The 16403-nt window shown below is 68.2% G+C and carries 17 protein-coding genes; 16 read left to right on the top strand and 1 reads right to left on the bottom strand.

The genetic code is table 11. The annotated features are described in order from the left end of the window. The 5 genes from Q0309_RS12050 to Q0309_RS12030 form a co-directional block, all read left to right on the top strand. A partial coding sequence (locus Q0309_RS12050; RefSeq protein WP_299441125.1) for a biotin--[acetyl-CoA-carboxylase] ligase occupies window positions 1–775 on the top strand: 775 nt, incomplete at its 5' end. Window positions 776–777: 2 nt separating this feature from the next. Continuing rightward, window positions 778–1569 (top strand): type III pantothenate kinase, encoded by a 792-nt coding sequence (locus Q0309_RS12045; RefSeq protein WP_299441122.1) that lies wholly within the window; start codon window positions 778–780, stop codon window positions 1567–1569. Between the two features lie 43 nt (window positions 1570–1612). Continuing rightward, entirely contained in the window at window positions 1613–3286 is a 1674-nt protein-coding gene (locus Q0309_RS12040; protein WP_299441119.1) for a ribonuclease J, read from the top strand. Window positions 3287–3343: 57 nt separating this feature from the next. Continuing rightward, window positions 3344–3748, top strand: coding sequence for a methylmalonyl-CoA epimerase (gene mce / locus Q0309_RS12035; protein ID WP_299441116.1), 405 nt, complete (start codon window positions 3344–3346; stop codon window positions 3746–3748). 17 nt (window positions 3749–3765) lie between these two features. Beyond that, on the top strand, window positions 3766–4305 hold the full coding sequence (locus Q0309_RS12030) for a DNA-3-methyladenine glycosylase I (protein WP_299441113.1): 540 nt from the start codon (window positions 3766–3768) through the stop codon (window positions 4303–4305). Between the two features lie 26 nt (window positions 4306–4331). On the opposite strand, the gene Q0309_RS12025 is transcribed toward Q0309_RS12030, so the two are convergent. Then, on the bottom strand, window positions 4332–4796 hold the full coding sequence (locus Q0309_RS12025; RefSeq protein WP_299441110.1) for a Tsi3 family protein: 465 nt from the start codon (window positions 4794–4796) through the stop codon (window positions 4332–4334). A gap of 530 nt (window positions 4797–5326) precedes the next feature. On the opposite strand from Q0309_RS12025, the gene Q0309_RS12020 reads away from it, so the two are divergent. The 11 genes from Q0309_RS12020 (at window position 5327) to amt (ending at window position 16260) form a co-directional block, all read left to right on the top strand. Then, window positions 5327–6493, top strand: a complete 1167-nt coding sequence (locus tag Q0309_RS12020) for an ABC transporter substrate-binding protein (protein ID WP_299441107.1) — start codon at window positions 5327–5329, stop codon at window positions 6491–6493. Between the two features lie 103 nt (window positions 6494–6596). Further along, window positions 6597–7481: a branched-chain amino acid ABC transporter permease gene (locus Q0309_RS12015; protein ID WP_299441104.1), complete on the top strand. Its 885-nt coding sequence runs from the start codon at window positions 6597–6599 to the stop codon at window positions 7479–7481. Between the two features lie 13 nt (window positions 7482–7494). Beyond that, window positions 7495–8529, top strand: a complete 1035-nt coding sequence (locus Q0309_RS12010; protein WP_366940608.1) for a branched-chain amino acid ABC transporter permease — start codon at window positions 7495–7497, stop codon at window positions 8527–8529. Beyond that, window positions 8526–9284, top strand: a complete 759-nt coding sequence (locus tag Q0309_RS12005) for an ABC transporter ATP-binding protein (protein ID WP_299441101.1) — start codon at window positions 8526–8528, stop codon at window positions 9282–9284. Before Q0309_RS12010 ends, Q0309_RS12005 begins: the two co-directional genes overlap by 4 nt. 15 nt (window positions 9285–9299) lie before the next feature. Next, window positions 9300–10001, top strand: a complete 702-nt coding sequence (locus Q0309_RS12000; protein ID WP_299441098.1) for an ABC transporter ATP-binding protein — start codon at window positions 9300–9302, stop codon at window positions 9999–10001. A gap of 346 nt (window positions 10002–10347) precedes the next feature. Beyond that, window positions 10348–10848 (top strand): YbjN domain-containing protein, encoded by a 501-nt coding sequence (locus Q0309_RS11995; RefSeq protein WP_299441095.1) that lies wholly within the window; start codon window positions 10348–10350, stop codon window positions 10846–10848. A gap of 4 nt (window positions 10849–10852) precedes the next feature. After that, window positions 10853–11704 carry a pyrroline-5-carboxylate reductase gene (gene proC / locus Q0309_RS11990; protein WP_299441092.1) on the top strand — a complete coding sequence of 284 codons (852 nt, stop codon included), beginning with the start codon at window positions 10853–10855 and terminating at the stop codon, window positions 11702–11704. 154 nt (window positions 11705–11858) lie between these two features. Further along, window positions 11859–12377 (top strand): hypothetical protein, encoded by a 519-nt coding sequence (locus Q0309_RS11985; protein ID WP_299441088.1) that lies wholly within the window; start codon window positions 11859–11861, stop codon window positions 12375–12377. 601 nt (window positions 12378–12978) lie between these two features. Next, window positions 12979–13281, top strand: coding sequence for a hypothetical protein (locus Q0309_RS11980; protein WP_299441085.1), 303 nt, complete (start codon window positions 12979–12981; stop codon window positions 13279–13281). Window positions 13282–13744: 463 nt separating this feature from the next. Then, window positions 13745–14206, top strand: a complete 462-nt coding sequence (locus Q0309_RS11975) for a hypothetical protein (RefSeq protein ID WP_299441082.1) — start codon at window positions 13745–13747, stop codon at window positions 14204–14206. Between the two features lie 167 nt (window positions 14207–14373). Beyond that, complete coding sequence (amt, locus tag Q0309_RS11970; protein WP_299441079.1) at window positions 14374–16260, top strand: ammonium transporter; 1887 nt, start codon at window positions 14374–14376, stop codon at window positions 16258–16260. Window positions 16261–16403: the final 143 nt, after the last annotated feature.

Genomic DNA, 16403 nt, shown 5'->3' with positions numbered 1-16403 from the left:
GGGGCCGGCCGGCTGGCGGCTGGTCCACCGCCCGGTGGTGGACAGCACCCAGGCGGTGGCGCGCACCCTGCTGGAGGCCGGCGAGGGCAGCCCCGTTTGGCCCGATGGCGCCCTGGTCGTTCACGCCGACGAGCAGACCGGCGGACGTGGCCGCCATGGTCGCCCCTGGACGAGCCCCCCCGGCAACCTGTATGTGACGGTGGCGCTGCCGTGCCCGGAGGGTCCGCGCGTGGGCGTGCAGATCGGCTTCCTGGGCGGCGTGGCGCTGGCCGAGGCGCTGGGGCAGTTGGGATTCGAGGACCGGGCGCGCCTGAAGTGGCCCAACGACCTGCTGCTGGACCAGGCCAAGGTGGCCGGGCTGCTGCCCGAGTCGGCCCGCGACTCCGACGACCGGACCTGGGTCCTGCTGGGGATGGGGGTCAACGTGGCGACGGCGCCGCCGCCAGACGCCGTGCTGTACCCGACCACGACGCTCAATGCGCATGGCCTGGGCGTGCTGGCGCCGGAGGACCTTCTGCCACCGCTGCTGACCCGTCTCGCCGAGGGCGTGCGGCGCTGGCGGGCCGAGGGGTTCGCCCCCGTGCGCGCGGCGTGGCGGCGGCACGGCCACGGGGTCGGCGACCCGGTGCGGGTGCGCCTGGGCGCGGAGACGGTCACCGGTGTGTTCGCGGGGCTGGCCGCCGACGGCGCGCTGATGATCCGCGACCCCGGCGGCGCCATGCGCACGATCCTCGCCGGTGATGTGTTTTTCCCGGCGCGGCAGGGAGACGCGTAGCCATGCTGCTGGCCATCGACTGCGGCAACACCAACACCGTCTTCGCGGTCTACGACGGCGACGACAAGCGGTGCGAATGGCGCGCCGCCAGCAAGTCCGGCCGCACCGCCGACGAGATGGGCGTGTGGCTGACCCAGCTCATGGCCATCAAGGGCCTGGAGCCCACGGTCATCAACGACTCGATCATCGCCTCGGTGGTGCCCTCGGCGGTGTTTGAATTGCGCGTGCTGTGCCACCGCTACTTTTCCGCCCCGCCCCTGGTGGTGGGGGAACCCGATGTGGACCTGGGGTTCGAGATCCTGGTGGACCGCCCGGAGGAGGTCGGCGCCGACCGTCTGGTGAACACGGTCGCCGCGCACCAGTCCTATCCGGGGCCGCTGATCGTGCTCGATTTCGGCACGGCGACGACGTTCGACGTGGTGGACGCGGACGGCAACTACTGCGGCGGCGTCATCGCCCCCGGCGTGAACCTCTCGCTGGAGGCCCTGCACATGGCCGCCGCCCAGTTGCCGCGGGTGGCCGTGGGTCGGCCCAAATCTGTCATCGGCAAGGGCACCGTCTCCGCCATGCGCTCGGGCATCTTCCTGGGCTACGTGTCGATGATCGAGGGATTGACCGCGCGCATCCAGCAGGAATTCGGCGAGCCCATGACGGTCGTCGCGACGGGCGGTTTGGCATCCCTCTTTACCGAGGCCACCGATGTCATTCATCATCTGGACAACGACCTGACCCTGCGGGGTCTGCGCGAGATTCATCGCCGCAACGCGGCCCGCCAGCAGCAAAGGCAAACCTGACGCACACGACACACACAAGCACACACGCAAGAAAGGACGAACCATGACAGACTCGCCCGGCACGGACGTGCCGGACGGCGTGGTCTTTGTCCCCTTGGGTGGGACCGGGGAAATCGGCATGAACCTGAACCTGTACGGGTCTCAGGGACGGTGGCTGATGGTCGACCTCGGCATCACCTTCGGCGACGAGACGACGCCGGGCATCGACGTGATGATGCCCGATCCCGCGTTCATCGAGGATAACCTGGAGGCGCTGGACGGCATCGTCCTCACCCACGCCCACGAGGATCACCTGGGGGCGGTCACGTATCTCTGGCCCTGGCTGCGCAAGCCGGTGTACGCCTCGCCGTTCGCCGCCGCCTTCCTGCGCGTCAAGCTGGAGGAAGAAGGCCTCGCCGGCGAGGTGCCGGTGCACGAGGTGCCCATCGGCGCCCCCTTCCGGGTCGGGTCCTTCAATCTGGAGTTCATCGGCACGACGCACTCGATTCCCGAGCCGAACGCGGTGGTGATCCGCACCCCGGCCGGCATCGTGCTGCACACGGCCGACTGGAAGTTCGACCCGCATCCCCTGGTCGGGCCGGCCGCCGATACGGAGGCCCTGCGCCGGCTCGGCGACGAGGGCGTGCTGGCCATGATCGGCGACAGCACGAACATCTTCACCGAAGGCCATTCCGGCTCCGAGGCCGACGTCCGCAAGACCCTGATCGAGGTGGTCGGCCGCAACACCACCGGCCAGGTGGCGGTGGCCTGCTTCGCGTCCAACGTCGCACGGATGGAAAGCGTGGCCATCGCCGCCCGCGAGAACGGCCGCCGCGCCGCGCTGGTCGGGCGCTCACTGTGGCGCATGAACGAAACGGCGCGACGGTGCGGCTATCTGGCCGACATCCCGGCCTTCCTCGGCGAGGACGAAGCGGCCGCGCTGCCGGCGGACAAGGTGCTGTACGTCTGCACCGGCAGCCAGGGCGAACCGCGCGCGGCGCTGCCGCGCATCGCCAGCGGCAGCCACCGCACGGTCGGCCTGGGCGAGGGCGACACGGTGATCTTCTCGTCCCGCGTCATCCCGGGCAACGAACGGGCCATCTTCACCATGCAGAACCGGTTGGCGGAGAAAGGGGTCGAGATCATCACCTCCCGGGATGCGCCGGTGCACGTCTCCGGCCATCCGGCGCGCGAGGAGGTCGAGGAGATGTACCGCCTGGTGCGGCCCCGGGTGGCCGTGCCCGTTCACGGCGAGGCGATGCACCTGCGCGAGCACGCGCGCGTCGCCCGGGCCTGCGGCACCCGGCATGTGGCCATCATCCAGAACGGCGACATGCTGCGCCTGGATGCCGAGCCGCCGCGCGTGATCGATGAGGTTCATACCGGCCTTCTGGCCCTGGACGGCGACCGTCTCGTCCCCATGTCCAGTCAGATGCTGCGGGACCGCCGCCGCATGATGATCAACGGGGTGGCCACGGTCACGCTGGTGCTGAACGGCAAGGGCGGGCTGGCGGCCGAACCGATGGTCAGCGCGCGCGGCCTGCTGGACCCGGAGGAGGATGGGGACGACCTCAATGCCCTGATCGGCCAGATTCGCGCGGCCGTCGATCGCCTCGACCGGCGCGCCCTGGACGATGACGGCCAGGTGGTGGACAGCGCCCGCCGCGTGGTCAGCCGCTTCTTCCGGGACAGCCAGAGCCGGCGGCCGGTGACCGATATCCATGTTGTCCGCATATGAGGCAGCCCAGACAGACCCAACGTGAGACAGGACTGAGACAGGAAAGGATCCAGAGTGATGATCGGACAGTTGAATCACGTGGCCATCGCGGTTCCCGACCTGGAGGCCGCCGCGGCCAACTACCGCGAAACCCTGGGCGCCAAGGTCTCCGACCCGGTGCCGCAGCCCGACCACGGCGTGACCGTGGTGTTCATCGAACTGCCGAACACCAAGATCGAGCTGCTGCATCCGCTGGGCGAGAAGTCGCCGATCCAGGCGTTCCTCGACAAGAACCCGTCGGGCGGCATCCACCATGTCTGCTACGAGGTCCAGGACATCCTGACCGCGCGCGACACCCTGAAGGCCCAGGGCAAGCGCGTGCTTGGCGACGGGGAGCCGAAGATCGGCGCCCACGGCAAGCCGGTGCTGTTCCTGCACCCGAAGGACTTCACCGGTACGCTGGTGGAACTAGAACAGGCGTGACCTGACGGGGGCGCGGTGTGAGCTGGTATTGCGACGTCGCCCCCGGGCACACTTGGCACGGTCCCTATCACGACACCGAGTACGGCTTTCCCGTCACGGACGAGACGGTCCTGTTCGAACGGCTGTGCCTGGAGATTTTCCAGGCCGGCCTGTCGTGGCTGCTGATCCTGAAAAAGCGCGCGGCGCTCAACGCCGCCTTCGCGGGCTTTGACGTCGACCGGGTGGCGGCCTTCGACGACGCCGACCGCGCCCGCCTGCTGGCCGACACCGGCATCATCCGCAACCGCCGCAAGATCGACGCGGTGATCGAGAACGCCCGGCGCGTCCAGGCGCTGCGGCAGTCGCATGGCGGGTTCGCCGCCTGGATCACGGCGCATCACCCGCGCGACCTGGACGAATGGGTGCGCCTTTTCAAGGCAACGTTCCGGTTCGCCGGGCCGGAGGTGGTCAACGAGTTCCTGATGAGCATTGCCGTGCTCCCCGGCGCCCATCGTCCGGACTGCCCGATCGCTGCCCGCATCGCCGCGTGCGCGCCCGTGTGGGATCGCGCCGGGTGAGTGCGGCCACACCCCGGGTTTTATCCTCACCCGCCATCCTGACAACGCGCCGCCGCGATCACACCCCAGGCCAGGGAAAAATCAGGTTCACCACCAAATTCGCGCTGACGGGATTGCTCAAGCGTCAGCATGTCCCCGCAGAAAGGCTTAACGATCGTCACCCGATACTCGGCGCCGCCCGAGCCGCCGTTTGACATCTCGACCTTATACCGCGCCACGGCCCCGCCGATGTCCCGTTGCGCCCAGCCCTCCCGCTGAGCGTGTCCAGAGTGACGCGCAACCGTGATGATGTCGGCGGAGCGCCGCGTCTCGTCACCGTGCGGGCGGATCAAGAAGCCGTCCGCTGTTTCAGAAAATGTCGCTGAGTCCGGCACAACAACCGACCAACCGTCGGAATGGGAGACGGTTGGTCCATCGGGTCGCGCGATCTCCCCCTCTCCACAGCCGTGCAAGGCAACCGCAATTGCGGCCGGCACCAGAAATCGGCTCATCGTCCGCCATTCCATAAGCGTAGCCAACGCCCATAGGATCCATCTCAGTCGTGACCCAACCCGCCTCACTCTAACCTCAGTGTCTGTCTGGAAAGCCCTTATGGGTACCACTGACGGTGCTCGTTCTGGGGACCCGCACCCCACATATTGTGGTCTTCGAGACTTTCCGGATGGGCTCTCACACATCAAAATGTCACCCTGCTGGTCTTGATATCCGTGTAGCGCCGATGCGGCGGGTTGCGCCTTTGGCGCGAACCCGCCCTACCCAATCCTGCATTTCGACAAAGGTGCCTTCACCCGATTGCCCTGCCCGCTCGCCACAGAAGGCTTCCGGGATACCCGCCAAGCCGTTATGGTCTTCGCTTGGCCCCCTGGTGATCGTTTCGTGACGATACTGTTTCCGAAACGACTCCGTTGGGCTATCACCGTCCGGGGAAATGTGTGGTCCGGCAAACGAACCACCGCCCGGCCGGGACACATCGGACCAAACAAAACGGCAGTCTCGCCGCACAACAGGGGAGGACGGTTTCATGTTCAAACGGATGACCACAGGGCTTTTGGTGGGCGGGGCGGCACTGGCCGCCACGTTCGGCGCGGCCGCAACGGCGCAAGCTCAGGACGACCCGATCCGCGTCGGCTCGTTCCTGGCGGTGACCGGCCCGGCGTCGTTCCTGGGCGACCCGGAACTCAAGACGCTGGAAATGTACATCGACCGCATCAACGGCGCGGGCGGCGTCGGCGGCCGCCAGCTCGAACTGGTGCACTACGACACCGGCGGCGACGCCAACAAGGCGCGCACCTTCGCCAAGCGCCTGCTGGAAGAGGACGAGGTCGACGTCATCCTGGGCGGGTCCACGACCGGCACCACGATGGCCGTCATTCCGCTGGTCGAGCGGGCCGAGATTCCGTTCGTCTCCTTCGCCGGCGGCGTCGTGATCATCGACCCGGTCAAGCCGTGGGTGTTCAAGACCCCCCACACCGACCGCATGGCCTGCGGCAAGATCTTCGAGGACATGCAGGCGCGCGGCATCACCAAGGTCGGCATGATCTCGGGCACCGGCGGCTTCGGCAAGTCCATGCGCGCCCAATGCCTCGACGTCGGCCCCGACTACGGCGTCGAGATCGTCGCCGACGAGACCTATGCGCCGAGCGACACTGACATGGTCGCCCAGCTCACCAAGATCAAGAACACCGAGGGCCTGGAGGCCGTGGTCAACCCGGGCTTCGGCCAGGGCCCGGCCATCGTCACCAAGAACTTCGCCCAGTTGGGATTCGAGGTGCCCCTGTACCAGTCGCACGGCGTCGCCTCGAAGAAGTTCATCGAACTGGCCGGTGACGCCGCCGAGGGGGTGCGCCTGCCCGCCGCCGCCCTGCTGGTGGCCGAGAAGCTGCCGATGGACGACCCGCAGCGGCCGATCGTGATGGGCTACAAGTCCACCTACGAAGCCGTGCACGGCGAGGGCTCGGTCTCGACCTTCGGCGGCCACGCCTATGACGGCCTGATGATGTACAAGGCGGCGGTCGAGGCCGCCGGCAGCGCCGAGCCGGCCGCCGTGCGCGACGCGCTGGAGAACATCACCGGCTTCATCGGCACCGCCGGCGAGGTCAACATGAGCGCCGACGACCACCTGGGGCTCGACCTGTCCGCGTTCCGGATGCTGGAAATCCGGGACGGCGACTGGGTCCTGGTGAACTGAGGCTTGCGATGCGCGCGCCGGTGCGGCACCGTGCCGGCGCGCGCGCCCGCTTGGCCAGCGCTGCTGGCGCGCGTTCCGGGTCGAGCTGTGAACGGATCCCTCCATGCCCCCCGCGTTCGTCGAACTTCTACAGTTCCTGTTTTCAGGCATCACCAGCGGCGCGATCTATGCCCTCGTGGCGCTTGGATTCGCCCTGATCTACAACGCCAGCCACGTCATCAACTTCGCCCAGGGCGAGTTCGTGATGCTGGGCGGCATGATCACCTGGCTCTTGCTCAGCCATGGCATCGACCTGCCGCTGGCCATCGCCGGCGCGGTGGCGGCAACGGTGGTGGTTGGCCTCGCCCTGGAGAAACTGGCGATCGAGCCGGTGCGTGACGCCAACGTGGTGACCCTGATCATCATCACCATCGGCGCCGGCATTTTCCTGCGCGGGCTGACCAGCGTCACCCTGGGCAAGGACCTGCACGCGGTGCCGGCGTTCTCCGGCAACGAGCCGCTGGAGCTGCTGGGCGCGACCATCATGCCGCAGAGCCTGTGGATTCTCGGTGTCACGGCCGCCGTCGTCTTGGCGCTGCACCTGTTCTTTCACTTCACGATCCTGGGCAAGGCGATCCTGGCCACCAGCCACAACCGGCTGGCGGCGCGGCTGATGGGCGTCAACGTCAATTTCGTGCTGCTGTTGAGCTTCGGCCTGTCGGCGCTGCTGGGGGCCGTGGCGGGCATCCTGATCGCCCCCATCACCGCCACCCACTTCGAGGTGGGCATCATGCTGGGCTTGAAGGGCTTCGCGGCCGCCATTCTGGGCGGCCTGGGCAGCGGCCTGGGCGCCATCGTCGGCGGCCTGCTGCTGGGCCTGATCGAGAGCCTGGGGGCCGGATACATCTCGTCGGACTACAAGGACGCCATGGCCTTCGTGGTCATTCTCGGCGTGCTGTTCCTGATGCCGCAGGGCCTGTTCGGCAAGCGCGGCACCGAGCGCGTGTAGGGAGCGGCGGACCATGGCGGACATCAGGCCCAGCGGCTACAGCAAGCACCGCAAGAAGCAGACCTACACGCGACGCCTGGGCACCCGGGCGACGCCAATGCAGGTGCTGATGTCGGAACGCATCGGCGGCATGGGGGCGTTGATCGTCATCATCGCCGCCCTGCCCCTGCTTCTGGCCAACAACTACCAGTACGACGTGGCCATCACCATCGGCATCAACGCCATCGTCGTGGTGGGCCTCAACCTGCTGATCGGTTACGCCGGGCAGATCAGCCTGGGGCACGCCGGGTTTTTCGCCTTGGGCGCCTATGCCTCGGCCATCCTGACGGCGCGTTACGGCCTGCACGGGGCACTGGCCATGCCACTGGGGGCGCTGGGGGTCGGCCTGCTGGCCTATATCATCGCCCGGCCCATCCTGCGCCTGTCCGGGCACTACCTGGCCATGGCAACGCTGGGCGTGGGCGTGATCATCAACATCGTCATCAGCCGCGAGGCCTGGCTGACCGGCGGCCCGGACGGCATGTACGTGCCACCGCTGGAGGTCTGGGGCGTCGAACTGTACGGCGGCCCGATTTGGTACTGGATCGTCGCCGCGTTTCTGGTGCTGGCGGTATGGATCTCGCTCAACATCATCGACAGCCCGGTCGGGCGCGCCCTGCGCGGCCTGCACGGCGCCGAGGTGGCGGCGGAGGTGGCCGGCGTCGACACCACCCGCTACAAGGTGATGGTGTTCGTGATCTCCGCCGTCATGGCGTCGGTGGCCGGCTCGCTGGCGGCGCACTTCTCGGAGTTCGTCACGCCCGAGAAAGCCAGCTTCTTCCACTCCATCCTGTTCGTGACCATGGTCGTGTTCGGCGGCATGGCCTCGACCTTCGGCGCCGTCGTGGGCGCGGCGGTGCTGACCCTGTTGCCGCAGCTTCTGGCCGATTTCGCCAGCTACGAGCACATGATCCTGGGCCTGATCATGATGGCGGTGATGATCTTCATGCCCCGGGGCCTGGTGCCCACCCTGACCGGACTGGCGCGGCGCCGGGGGGCGCGCCGATGAGTCTGTTGCGCGTGGAAAACCTGAGTATCCAGTTCGGCGGCGTGCAGGCCATCCAGGAGCTGGACTTCGAGATCTCGGAAGGCACCATCCACTCGATCATCGGCCCCAATGGGGCCGGCAAAACCACCCTGTTCAACCTCATCACCGGGCTGTACCGCCCCAGCGCCGGGGCGATCTATCTGGACGACGCACAAATCGCCGGCAAGCGCCCGCACGATCTCGCCCGCATGGGCCTGTCGCGCACCTTCCAGAACCTGCGCATCATGATGAACATGACGGCCATCGAGAACGTCATGGTCGGCCGTCACCTGCACCTGAACCGCAATCTTCTGGCCTGTATGCTGCGGCTGCCGATGATCACGCGGGCGGACAAGGCGGCCCGCAAGCGCTGTATCGAACTGATGGACCTGGTCGGCCTGGGCGGGGCGATCGACGCCGACGCCAGCGCCCTGCCCTACGGCGCCCTGAAACGCCTGGAGATCGCCCGCGCCCTGGCATCCGAGCCCCGCCTGTTGCTGCTGGACGAGCCGGCCGCCGGCCTGAACGCGCGCGAGACCAAGGAAATCGACGACGTCATCGCCACGGTGGCCCGCGCCGGCGTGACCGTGGTGCTGGTGGAGCACGACATGAAGCTGGTGATGGGCATCTCCGATCACATCCTCGTGCTCGACCACGGCCGCAAGCTGGCCGAGGGCACGCCGGACGCGGTGCGCAACAACCCGGCCGTGGTCGCCGCCTACCTGGGCCAGGTGTGAGGGAGAGGCCGCGCCATGCTGCACATCGAGGGGCTGTCCAGCCACTACGGCCGCATCCAGGCGCTGGACAGCGTCGACCTGACCATCGGCGAGGGCGAACTGGTGGCGCTGGTCGGCGCCAACGGCGCCGGCAAGACCACGCTGCTGCGCTGTCTCTCCGGCGTGCAGCCTGTCAGCGCCGGACGCATTGTGTTCGAGGGCCAGGACATCACCCGCGCGCCGTCGCATCGGCGGGTCAAGCTGGGCATCGCCCAGGTGCCGGAGGGTCGGCAGATGTTCGGCCCGCTGTCGGTCGAGGACAACCTGCGCCTCGGTGCCTACCGCCGGCGCGGCCCGAAGGTCGCCGACGACCTGGACCGCATGTACACGCGCTTCCCCATCCTGAAGGAAAAGCGCAAGCAGTCGGCCGGCACCCTGTCCGGCGGTCAGCAGCAGATGCTGGCCATCTCGCGGGCGCTGATGTCGCGGCCGCGCCTGCTGTTGCTGGACGAACCATCCATGGGGCTGGCGCCGTTGCTGGTGAGCGAGATCTTCGACACCGTCAAGTTGCTCAAGTCGCAAGGGACCACCATCTTCCTGGTGGAACAGAACGCCTACGCCGCGCTGGGCATCGCCGACCGGGGCTATGTGCTGGAGACCGGAAGCGTGGTGCTGGACGACGCCGGCCGTGCGCTGCTTGAAAACGAGCGCGTCAAGACCGCCTATCTGGGGCTTTGAGGCGGAAATCCCCCAAAGGATATAGCGCACAAGCCTTGCGCCGCCCCCCTTTTGCCTGCTAACCGGACGTTGGAGTCGCGTTTGCTGGGTCATGATCTTTTCATGCGGGGAAGCGAACGCTGGGCCTTGCCAGTGTCGAACCGGTTTGGCAAGGTGCTGTTGTGGATCCGGGCGTGGGCAGGCCCCACATGTTGGGAGCCCCCGGGGATGTGGGTCCCGCGACCGGTGGCGGCGAACGGCCGTGCGAGTGTGAGCCCACCCATGGGCACGATGATCCAGGATCCGCTCGCCGCGATCGCCCAGGACTTCCGAACATGAGGAAGTCCGCAGAGTCTGGGAGGGCGCTATGACCACGTCGACCATTCGTGTCGAAAACACCCCCACCAATCCCCTCGACATGATCGAACAGTTCCTTTCGGTGAAGGATTGGGTGTTCGACCGGCGCGGCGAGGACGAGATGGTGGTGGAGGTGCCCAGCCAGTGGTGCACCCTGGGCCTGTTCCTGGCGTGGTCGGAGGAACTGGGGGCGCTGCACCTGTCGTGCGCGTTCGACATGCGCGTGCCGGACGGGCGCCGCACGTCGGTCTACGAGTTGCTGGCGCACCTGAACGAGCGCCTGTGGCTGGGCCATTTCGCCCTGTGGAGCGACGAGGGCTCGCCGATGTTCCGCCACACCGTCCTGCTGGCCGAGCGCCGCATCGCCGCCGAGGAGGTGCGCGACCTGATGGAGATCGCCGTCTCCGAGTGCGACCGCTTCTACCCGGCCTTCCAGTTCGTCATCTGGGGCGGCAAGAGCCCGGCCGAGGCCATCGCCGCCGCCATGCTGGATACGGTCGGCGAGGCCTGAGCCCATGACCGGGCCGTCGGGCGAAAGCGCGGATCTGGCCCGGGCCGCCCTGGCCGCCGCGCGCGTGTGGCTGGTCGGAAGCGGTCGCATGGGCGGCGCGTTGCTGAGCGGATGGCTCGACCGCGGCGTGGCCCCGGATCATCTCACGATCATCGACCCGGCCGTGAGCGAAGGCCCCCGGGGCGTGCGCACCGTCGCGGACGGCGCCGCGCTGACCGACGCGCCGCGTCCGGACGTCCTGGTATTGGCGGTCAAGCCCCAGATGATGGACGCGGTCATGCCGACATATCAGGCGCTCGGCGGCGGCGGGACGGTGGTTCTGTCGGTGGCCGCCGGGCGGGCGATCGCCGGCTTCGAGGCCGCCTTCGGCGTCGGCACGCCCGTGGTCCGCGCCATGCCGAACACGCCGGCGGCGGTGCATCGCGGCATGACGGTGGCCTGCGCCAACGCTCCCGTCACCGACGCCGAACGGATCACCTGCGACGCCCTGCTGCGGGCCGTGGGCGACGTGGCGTGGATCGAGGGCGAGACGGCCATGGACGCCGTCACGGCGGTGTCGGGCAGCGGCCCGGCTTATGTGTTCTGGCTGACGGAATGCCTGGCCCGCGCGGGCGAGGAGGCGGGCCTGCCGCCGGACCTGGCGGTCCGGCTGGCGCGCACCACGGTCAGCGGCGCCGGCGCCCTGATGGACGCCGCGCCGGAGGACCCGGCGGACCTGCGCCGCAACGTAACGAGCCCCGGCGGCACCACGGCGGCAGCTCTGGAAGTCCTGATGGCCGACTCGGACGGGCTGTCGCCCCTGATGGCCCGCGCCGTGGCCGCCGCCGCCCGCCGCTCGCGCGAGCTGGCGGGCTGACCCCGCCGGGAAAACGCCAAGACACCCGGCCGGCGCCGCTTGAGGCCTTGATCGGCCGTGTCCATATCGTTCCTTGTGTGCAAGAATGTCGCGAGGTTGGCCCTGGTCACGGGTCCGGTTGACCGGGGCAGCGCGGGAATAACGGAACGGTGACATGGCAGGACCGCCCTGGATAGCCGCCGGGCTCACGGTTCAGCACGGCAGCATCGTGCAACCCGGCGTCACGACACCGCGCCAGCCGGCGTCCCAGGCTGTCCCCGTCACCGGCATCGCCCGCCCCATCCGCACGCGCGCATCCGACCGCCCGACGAGGCGGCCCCAGGGTCCCGACTCCGATGGCACCGCGTCGTGGGACGACGCGCCTCGCACGCCGTTTGAACCCGAAGAGCCGGGCGGCCTTCTGCGCACCCTGACCGCCGGACGCACGGCCCTGTTGGCCGGCGCGCTGGGGTTTCTGGCGCAATTGCTCAACCACCGGATTGGGGGGGCGGCGGCGCCGGAGAATGCGGCGGGAATGGGCCTGACGGCGCTGGAAACACAGCGCGCGATCGAGACCTACCGGACCGCCAATCGGGCGGTTGGCGCCCCTGGCACCGCCGGACGTCAAAACGGCCTTGAGATCCTTGTCGACCCCTTCGGCGGGGCGGCCACCGCGCTCGACGATGTGGCCTGAGTGCGTATCGCGCCACGGTCCGGTGCGTCGCGGCCGTTCGGCGGTCGCGAACGGATGACTCCCCGAATTTGTATCGTCGATGGCCGTCAGTTTGATTCCGGGCAATCAGGTGAAGGGGGTTCCATCGCTGAGACGGACCCCGGGGCCAGAAGCCCGCACGAAACCCGTATCGGGTCGGAGGGGACCTCGCGGTTCCCCTCCTCCCACACCACCGTGCGTACGGTTCCTTACACGGCGGGTCATGCAGACCGCTGGAAGCGGTGCCAGTGGTCGATGAGCGGGGTCAGCCCAAGAGATCGAAAGACGGATGTCGGCACCGCCTGTTTCATGTGGCTCGCCCCGGCGTTCCACCAGGGGCTACGCCCGTTGATGGCCGATGGCCATGCCCGGTCGGGCGCCAGCCCGCGCTGCATCAGTTTACAGCCGTGAACCTTAGCTGGTATTTTCGGCGCGCAAGGGCATACCTGGGGCGGCCAAGGTCGCAGGTCCAGGTCAAGGCGGTATCATTCATTCCATCGAGGGTCTGGGCTGGAATTTGGGGCCACCGGATCAGCCGAGGCTGGCGGGCAATGCAGCCTATGTTGCTACGAGTATCAACCGGATGCGCGCATTTCAAGAACAGCACCCGTCGGTGAGTCACGCCATCAAGTATGAGGCCCTAACCGAAAATCCGGAGAGCATCCTGGCCGAGCTGTGCACCTTCCTCGACGAACCATTTGACCATCAAATGCTGGAGCACCATCAAGGTAGCCACAACTTCGGCAATGAGGACCCCCAGGTGCGTGGCATTTCCGGCTTCCGCCCGAGCCGCGACAATTGGAAAGCCATGCCGGGCGATGCCGTCGATCTCTTGCGCCGCGAGCTTGGGGAAACCGCCGTTGCGCTGGGGTACTCAATTCATTGATCGCAGGGCATCCCTTTCACCGCTCCCCCGGACGGGACCACCAAGAGAGCACTGGCCGCAAGGCCGACCCGTTTACGGGGAGGCATGGGGAGGGGGCTGGCTTGCCCCTCCTCCCGTGCGCGGCCGTGCGATGCTATGGCGTCGCGCCATCCCCCAGCCGGCGATCCACCAAGCGGACCCATGCGGCGGCCATCAAGGGAAACCCTCCTTGGTCACCGCAATGCGTGCGGTTGAATTGAGTCAAACCGATTGACGGATCTTCATGACATGGAAACCGGCTGTGGCGCATGATCCGAACTGTCGCAGTCGGACCGGGCCGATCGCTCGGACCCGTGGGAACAGCCCCGCAACGCCATGGCGAACGCTCGGGTCACCGGCCCGGCGGATGTCCGAACGCGGACATGGGTCTTGGCGCCACGCGCGATGACCGGCGGGCGGCACGGACAGAAAAGGGGGCGCTGCCATGAGGGGCACCGAGCGCAGCAATGTGGCCGCCAAGCTGAACCTGCACCACAATCGCATGGTGGCGCGGCTGAAGAACGTCATGGATACCCTGCAACGCCGATCCTGTCCGGACCAGACAGCCGTCAACGAACTCGGTTTTCTGGTACAGGAGGTCGAGGCCTACAGAGCCTTCGTCCATGCCCACACCGAGTCCCTGAGCTGGATCATGCCGGCCCTGGCCGATGACGACCCGTGCGCATCGGCCGACTCGCTGTACTTCGATGTCCTCAAGCTGATGGACCGCGTCCTTGATCATGGGGCGCGTCACCCGGACACGGTGGCCCACATCATCCGGGTGGGCGCCAACCTGCTCGACCAGGCGCGGCGATGTCAGTCCGGCCGCTCGCACGCGCGCGCCTCCCGCCTGGCCACCTTGCGCGCCCTTCTGCATGGGCACACGGAACGCCCCGCCCCCATCTGAACCGCGGGCTCTTCCGTCGAAAACGCCGGGGACCGGGAGGACGACCAGGACGCGCAATACGGGCGCTAGACTCATTCTATGCAATCCGGCCGCCTTGACATTCTTGGTCGACTGGCGCCTGTGTGGGCATTCATCTTCTGCTGCCCAGCCCAAAGGCAGTCGCCCGCATGTCCGACCAACACCTGATCTGGCTGGCCCTGTGCACGTTCCTGGTTCTGCTGATGCAGGCCGGATTCACGTGCTACGAGGCCGGACTGGTCCGCAACAAGAACTCGGTCAGCGTGGCCATCAAGAACGTGGCCGACCTGGGCACCACCCTGTTCATGTACATGCTGGTCGGCCATGCGCTGATGTTCGGGGCCGGCTGGCAGGGTGTCATCGGCTGGGGTCCGTCGGTCCTGATCGACGGCGAGCCGGGCGCGCTGCTGGAGGCGCTGTTCCAGGCCATGTTCTGCGGCACGGCGATCACCATCGTCGCCGGCGCGGTCTCGGAACGCACCAGCTTCGCCGGCTACCTGCTGCTGGCCACCACCATGAGCGTGCTGGTCTACCCGGTCAGCGGCCACTGGGCCTGGGCCGAGGATGGATGGCTGCGCGCGATGGGCTTCCACGACTTCGCCGGCAGCAGCGTGGTCCACGCCGTGGGCGGGGCCATCGCCTTGGCCGCCGTGCTGAAGATCGGGCCGCGCCTGGGGCGTTTCGACGGGCCGGGGCGGCCCATCGACGGGGACAACCTGGCGGTCTCGGCGCTGGGGGCGGTCCTGCTCATGTTCGGGTGGTTCGGCTTCAACAGCGGCGGCGCCACCGATTTCGAACGCCAGGTGCCGCTGGTGCTGGTCAACACGGCCATCGGCGCGGCGGTGGGCATCGTCGCCATCATCGTCCTGGCCTGGCTCCGCGGGCGCAAGCCGCTGGCGACCGACATCCTCACGGGGATGCTCGGCGGCCTGGTGGCCATCACCGCCGGGTGCGCCGTGGTGCGGCCCCTGGGCGCCATGGCGCTCGGCGTTCTGGGCGCGGTGGTGGCGGTGGGCGGGGTGCGGCTGCTGGAGCGGCTGCGCATCGACGACCCGGTCGGCGCCATTCCGGTGCATCTGTTCGCCGGCGTTGTCGGCACCGTCCTCTTGCCGGCATTCGCCATGCCGGAGACGATTCCCCCCTTGCTGGACGGCCGCCTGGAGTGGATCGGCGTGCAGCTTTTGGGGGCCGGCACCATCGCCCTGTTCGCCTTCGGCGGCGCCGGGGCGGTGCTTGTCCTGGCCAGCCCCCTGGTGAAATTCCGCGTCGCGCCGGAGGACGAACGCATCGGCCTGAACATCGCCGAGCACGGCGCCGGCTCGGCCATGGTCGACCTGCTGCACCAGCTCCAACAGCAGGGCGAGCAGGGCGCGTTCTCGGTCCCCGTCGAGGTCGAACAGGAAACCGACGCCGGCCACGTCGCCTATTTCTACAACCAGGTTCGGGAACGGTTCGTCCGGGAAACGGAGCGCAATCGGGAACTGCTCGAGGAAGCCGCCTATCTCGCCCATCACGATCCGTTGACCCGCCTGAAGAACCGGCGGGCGTTCATGGCCACCGCCGGCGAGGTGATGGCCATCGCCAAGCGGTACGGGGTCAAGGCGGCGCTGGTCGTTCTGGACATCGACCACTTCAAGGCCATCAACGACACCTACGGCCACGCGGCCGGCGATGCCGTGCTCCGCGAGCTGGCCGGACGCTTGACGGGCGTCGCCCGCGCCACGGACACGGTGGCCCGGCTGGGCGGCGAGGAGTTCGCCGTGCTGCTCAACCAGGCCACCCTGGACGACGCGATGGCCGCGACCGAGCGGATGCTGACCGCCATCCGCCGGGCGCCGTTCGAGGTCTCCTCCGGCGAGCACCTGACCGTCACCGCGAGTCTGGGCGTGGCCGACCTGTCCGCCCACGACGACGTCGACGCCGCCCTGAAGGCCGCCGACGACGCCATGTACGCCGCGAAACGCGGCGGCCGCGACCGCATCGAGGTGGCGCGAACCCCCATGGTGCGCCCGGCGGACATCCGGTCGGCCGGGTGAGGGGCCTATCGTTTTCGCACGGAACCGTCCACGTCCGCGCGAGCCGACGGGGCGGGACAAGCCCCCACCCCGACCCTCCCCATTTCCTCTATCGTATTCAAACTTCTTCCCGCCGAAGCGGGAGCCCTTCGCTCGCGCAACGA

The organism is uncultured Rhodospira sp. (assembly GCF_937138205.1).
Lineage (GTDB): Bacteria > Pseudomonadota > Alphaproteobacteria > Rhodospirillales > Rhodospirillaceae > Rhodospira.
The sequence above is the reverse complement of the archived record's forward strand: the minus strand, read 5'-3'. Positions and strand labels throughout refer to the sequence as shown.

Bases quoted from the DNA above. Each gene is read 5' to 3' on its own strand.
- Q0309_RS12045 (WP_299441122.1), top strand. From the start codon at position 778: ATGCTGCTGGCCATCGACTGCGGCAACACCAACACCGTCTTCGCGGTC.
- Q0309_RS12040 (WP_299441119.1), top strand. From the start codon at position 1,613: ATGACAGACTCGCCCGGCACGGACGTGCCGGACGGCGTGGTCTTTGTC.
- mce (WP_299441116.1), top strand. From the start codon at position 3,344: ATGATCGGACAGTTGAATCACGTGGCCATCGCGGTTCCCGACCTGGAG.
- Q0309_RS12025 (WP_299441110.1), bottom strand. From the start codon at position 4,796: ATGAGCCGATTTCTGGTGCCGGCCGCAATTGCGGTTGCCTTGCACGGC.
- Q0309_RS12020 (WP_299441107.1), top strand. From the start codon at position 5,327: ATGTTCAAACGGATGACCACAGGGCTTTTGGTGGGCGGGGCGGCACTG.
- Q0309_RS12015 (WP_299441104.1), top strand. From the start codon at position 6,597: ATGCCCCCCGCGTTCGTCGAACTTCTACAGTTCCTGTTTTCAGGCATC.
- Q0309_RS12010 (WP_366940608.1), top strand. From the start codon at position 7,495: ATGGCGGACATCAGGCCCAGCGGCTACAGCAAGCACCGCAAGAAGCAG.
- Q0309_RS12005 (WP_299441101.1), top strand. From the start codon at position 8,526: ATGAGTCTGTTGCGCGTGGAAAACCTGAGTATCCAGTTCGGCGGCGTG.
- Q0309_RS12000 (WP_299441098.1), top strand. From the start codon at position 9,300: ATGCTGCACATCGAGGGGCTGTCCAGCCACTACGGCCGCATCCAGGCG.
- Q0309_RS11995 (WP_299441095.1), top strand. From the start codon at position 10,348: ATGACCACGTCGACCATTCGTGTCGAAAACACCCCCACCAATCCCCTC.
- proC (WP_299441092.1), top strand. From the start codon at position 10,853: ATGACCGGGCCGTCGGGCGAAAGCGCGGATCTGGCCCGGGCCGCCCTG.
- Q0309_RS11985 (WP_299441088.1), top strand. From the start codon at position 11,859: ATGGCAGGACCGCCCTGGATAGCCGCCGGGCTCACGGTTCAGCACGGC.
- Q0309_RS11980 (WP_299441085.1), top strand. From the start codon at position 12,979: ATGCGCGCATTTCAAGAACAGCACCCGTCGGTGAGTCACGCCATCAAG.
- Q0309_RS11975 (WP_299441082.1), top strand. From the start codon at position 13,745: ATGAGGGGCACCGAGCGCAGCAATGTGGCCGCCAAGCTGAACCTGCAC.
- amt (WP_299441079.1), top strand. From the start codon at position 14,374: ATGTCCGACCAACACCTGATCTGGCTGGCCCTGTGCACGTTCCTGGTT.